At 48.7% G+C, this 4,955-nt stretch carries 3 protein-coding genes; 1 reads left to right on the top strand and 2 read right to left on the bottom strand.

Annotated features, from left to right (window positions below):
• Nucleotides 1-295 precede the first annotated feature (295 nt).
• Complete coding sequence (locus tag Q0R35_RS07510; protein WP_295615557.1) at nt 296-3,904, bottom strand: NB-ARC domain-containing protein; 3,609 nt, start codon at nt 3,902-3,904, stop codon at nt 296-298.
• A 348-nt stretch (nt 3,905-4,252) separates the two neighbouring features.
• Between Q0R35_RS07510 and Q0R35_RS07505 the strand changes: the two genes are divergently transcribed.
• The gene (locus Q0R35_RS07505; protein WP_366944839.1) at nt 4,253-4,597 is read left to right on the top strand and encodes a tetratricopeptide repeat protein; all 345 of its coding nucleotides are present in this window, start codon (nt 4,253-4,255) and stop codon (nt 4,595-4,597) included.
• A gap of 53 nt (nt 4,598-4,650) precedes the next feature.
• Here the strand turns inward: Q0R35_RS07505 and Q0R35_RS07500 are convergent.
• The coding region (locus Q0R35_RS07500; protein ID WP_295615554.1) for a DUF4351 domain-containing protein at nt 4,651-4,955 on the bottom strand (305 nt) is incomplete at its 5' end.

The raw sequence follows: 4,955 nt of genomic DNA, 5'->3' as shown, positions 1-4,955 counted from the left end.
TTAGGTAGGGGCAATGTCTTGTCGGTGCTTGGTTGATTTTCACGGTCGGGAAACCCGACCGAAAATCAATCCGCTTTTTTATTCGGGGGGAACCCTAGACATAAAACCGCCGCTTCATGAATTGCCCCTACCTAAATGGCTCGCAATCTCCCAAATCATTGGATAATCTGTGGGTAATGGATAGCCTTTATAAGGGGGGGTTGGGGGGGTAAACCAACCCAAAACAAAGCCGATCCGACTTGTGTGTACGCGGTAGCCTGCTAACCGATCGAATAGTTTAATCGTTAGCACCGAACTATTCGATCGCGCCGAGCATTTTCAAAGAACCGATCGTCGCGGGGGTTAATCCGGTAGCTCCGGTCAGATTTAAGCCCGAATATGGCGGTACGGGTTTCCAGGTGGCAAGGCATTCGCCTGTAGTTAGATCCCATTTAATGATGTCATCGGCACTGCTACTCACCAATTGCCGACCATCGGGATGATAGCTAATCGATAAAACGCGATCGCGATGTCCGGTCAAGGTTTGAGCTACTTGCCCCGTTTCAAGATCCCAAATCTTAATCGTGCGGTCGCTACTAGCTGATGCTAAGAATTGCCCATTAGGACTAAATTTCACCGCTACGACTTCATTGCTGTGTCCCTCAAAAGTTTGTAATAGTTTCCCTGTCGCCACATCCCACAGCCGGATCGTCCGATCGGCACTACAGGTCGCAATAGAGCGACCGTCAGGGCTAAACGTAAGATCCCAAATCCAGTTACTATGCCCAGCATAACAGCCCCACAATTCACCCGTGGCGACTTGCCACAATCGCCAGTAAGAGTCAAAACAACCCGTTGCCAGGAGTTGACTATCGGGACTAAAAGCGATCGATCTCACGACATTTTGATGACCGATTAAAGTGGCAACTAATTCGCCTGTAACCCGCCAGATATACACTCTAGTCCCGTCCATGCCGACTCCGGCGATGGCATCTCCATCGGGACTAAATTGGACGCTCCAGACATCTCCCGATCGGGCTGAGAAGGTCTGTTCTAAATTGCCCGTCTGGGCATTCCATAATTTAACGGTACCATCGGCACCACCGCTCACAACCGCTCGACCGTCAGGACTGTAATCGACCGACCAGACGCACAATTGATGTCCGGTAAAAGTTTGGATTACTTGTTGAGTCCGAGCATCCCACTCTGTAACCGTCCCGTCTTGAGAGCCAGTTAACAGCTTATCGCCTGCTGGATGAAACACCACCGATTCGATCCAGTTGGAGTACCCTTGCCAGCAGTATAATTCTTGCCAGGTGTCGGTAGCCCACAAGCAGATCGCCCGATCGCCGCTGGCGGTAACTAAGAACTTGCCATTGGGACTAAAATGCAGAGTGGCAACCCAAGTAGTATGTCGGTGGAGAATGGCGACTTGTTGTTTGGTGCTAATATTCCAAATTTTAACGACATGACCGACATTGCCAATCGCTAGCATCTGACTATCGGGACTAAATTCGATCGCAAATACCCAATTGCGATATCCAGACATAATTTCTAAGACAGTCCAAGTGGCAACATCCCAAATTTTAATCGTGCCATCACCACTACAGGTCGCTAGTAATTTGCCATCGGGACTGAATCTGACCGACCACACGCGCTTGGTATGTGCGGTTAATTCGTGCAGACACTCACCCGTTGCAGCATCCCAAATTTTGACACTGCAATCGTCGCTACCCGTGGCGAGGAATTGCCCGTCGGGACTAAATCTGACCGAAAATACTGGTTTGGCATGTGCCGAGTAAGTATTTATTAGTTCGCCAGTCGATGCATTCCACCAGCGCATCGATCCATCGCCATGCGCTGTCGCTAATATATCAGCGTCACCCGCTGCTAGATGCACCGTTTTAGGGCTAAAAGATAGCGACATTACTTGGTAATTATCGGCTTGTAAAACGTGGCTGGCTTGCCCCGTTGCGACTTTCCACAGGCGCACCGTCCCATCTTGGCTGGCACTGGCGAGGGTGCGACCGTCGGGGCTAAATGCCACCGACCACACCCAACTAGTATGACCTGTTAACCGGAAGGGAATTCTTTTGGTGGCAATCGAGCCGATATAAATACTGCCGTTATATTCTGCTGCGGCAATTAGTTGCGAGTCGGGACTAACAGCGACTGCAAAAATGCCGCCGAAGTAATGTGTAAAAATTAAGTCGTTAAAATCGGCACCGCTAAAATCGACGTTGTGCAGCATCTGGTCTTGAAAATTGACTTGCCGGATCGGTAAGTTGGCAAAGTTGTAGCCAGTCAGATCGATTTCGAGATATCGGAGCAGATTGATGATATTTCCGCCGCCATAGTGGTTCGTGCCGCGATAGTGAGTCTGTAAGCTGACGATAATTGCTTGGAGGTGTTCGGCTAGGGCTAATTTATGCCCGAATTGTAATAGTAATCGATCGGCGATCGGCCCTAAGATCTGGCGTTGTTGAATCTGGTAAATATACTTGGGCGATTCTGCTGCCATGAGTGGGTAACTCAACCACAGTGGTAAGACTGGGAGCCGCTGTGCGTGTAAATCCCAGTTAGTTAATTCCCTTACGACTCCATCGATGAGGCGTGCGGTCATGTATTCCATTACTACCGCCTGCTGGGTAAATTTACCCCGGCTGTATTCGATGAGCGATCGCCGTTGTAACGATTCTAAGGTGTCGAAGAGACTCGACTTAGAAATCGTGGGGACGATCTGCGGGTGTAAATCGCCCAGGGATAGACAGTTGCGCTCGATCGCCAGCCAGTACATGACCGTTTGGGCGGCGGGTGAGGTTCGATCGAATTGTCGATCTAAGAGTTGACGAATGCCACTAAATATGCATATATCTGTGTTCAGGAATGCTCTAATGTCGCCATCGAACAGATCGTGAATGGATGTGGCGACAATATTTAAAGCCAGTGGATTCCCACTGTAAATATGCCATAACTGGAGCCTGTCGTGTGGGGATGGTGATAGCCCCTTAGCATTGAATAAGTCTTCGATCTCTGGCGCATTCAGCCCGGAGATCGCCAGCGTGCGTACGGGCAATTTCTCGCCCTCTAATGGCACGATCGCTTCGGGTTTTTCGCGACTAGTCAGCAACAGACAACTCTGATGCGACGATGCGCCAATCCGCTCGAATAGTTCTGTGTAGCCCGGTGCTGGCTGCTGACTCGCGGCGGGGTTCTGACTGGGGATAATGGCTTCGACATTATCTAAAATTAACAAATACCTTTCCTGGCGCAAGTAGGCGAGCAAATGAGCGATTTGGGTGGCGATATTTTGCTGCGGATCGATCGTCTCTGCGCGATCGCTCAAGCTGTAAATTAGTTCGGGGATGAGCTGTTGGAGTGGTGGTGCATTGCGGAGCGATCGCCAGACAATTTTGGTAAAATGGGGTTGGAGCTGTTGCGCCAGTTTGGTAACTAGGGTCGTTTTCCCGATCCCACCCATGCCTAAAATGCCGACTAGCTTACAGCGATCGGCTCTTACCCAGGTGGTGAGTTGAGCGAGTTCCGCCACTCGTCCATAAAATACCGCCACATCTGGGGCTTCACCCCAATCGAGAGCGGCATCTGAATGCGGGACTGGTGCCGATCCCTCGATCCGGGGCTGGCAATAATCGCCGCGCTCTAGTTCGAGATTGAAGGCTGTAAAACAGAGTTCGAGTGTCTGTTTATCTACTGAAACCGCCCGCGCGCCAGCATCTGAGACGCGATCGAATATTTTACCGATCGTCTTGAGCGATAATCCTGTCAGTTTGGATAATTCTTCTTTGGTATAGCGATCGCCAAAATTGACCGATCGTTCTATTTCCTGTCTTGCTGCAAGCAGTTTTTGATAGCCGACAGCAGTTAAAATCGCACCCCGTCTGCGGTTAGTCTGGCGATTTTCCATATTACCTCAAGCGTAATTTTATATCGATTTGGTACGCGATCGGGCTATTTACCAGGAATTGGTAGCTCACTAGTTGTATTATGCACCCGATCCGGGCAAGTTAAAGGGACTTTATCGCCGCAGATGTCCCGAACATTAGCTAACTAACCACTGCACCGGATTCGGGTTAGCTAAAATTAAGATCCCGCTAAGTTATTACTAACTTACCAATCTTCCCTGGCATTTACCTAAAGTGAAGTGCGAACATAATAACAAGACTACACCACCCTGTTAAAGATTCGATGTAATTTTCCTGTCAGGTAATCTGACAGGAACTCATCGCCGATTTTATTTACTCGAAGTTGAACGATTCGATCGATCGCCGATTTTACCGTCGCGATCGAGTTGTCTCCTAATTATGTTTCCGCTCGATATCATCGGGGGATAATTTATTACAACCGGGGCGATACTAGTGAAGCGATCGCGGACTTCGATCGGGCTAGAACGATCCAAGATCTGAATTTAGAAAAGTTAATCGATCGCGATGAAACGGGCTTTTATGCTGAAGGTTTAGCACTCTATTATACGGGTCGATTAGCAGCGGCGATTTCTATGCTCGAAATAGCTTTGTCGATCGCCCAACACCTCGGTAATTCCAGTTTTCAGGCGCACATTTTACAGCGATTACAGCAATTTAAGATCGATCGGAAATAGTTTAATTAACCGCTGCAATAACTTTACCCAATTTGTGCCCAGTGGTACTTGAATTATCGAGCTAACCAAGCCTCTAAATCTGCCATCGCGGTGAAGTCTAATAAAGCTTCACCCAATTCCTCCAATCGTTCTAGAGGTAAAGATTTGATTCGTTCTTGCAATTGATTCGGCATCTTCCCGACTCGTCGAGTTAACAGCCGCAAGATTAAAGCCTGTTCCTTAGCTTCACCTCTAGCTTCACCTCTAGCTTCACCAATTAACTCCCCCTCAGCCTTGGCTTCTCGATAAACTCTAGTCTGTTCTAAATTGATACCTAGCATCACATCTACCTCATCTCTACTCAGATTACTAAGATCGG

The sequence above is a fragment of the Chamaesiphon sp. GL140_3_metabinner_50 genome (genome assembly GCF_025361915.1).
In the GTDB taxonomy this organism is placed as follows: domain Bacteria; phylum Cyanobacteriota; class Cyanobacteriia; order Cyanobacteriales; family Chamaesiphonaceae; genus Chamaesiphon.
Note: the sequence above shows the minus strand (reverse complement) of the source record. Positions and strands in the feature narration are given on the sequence as shown.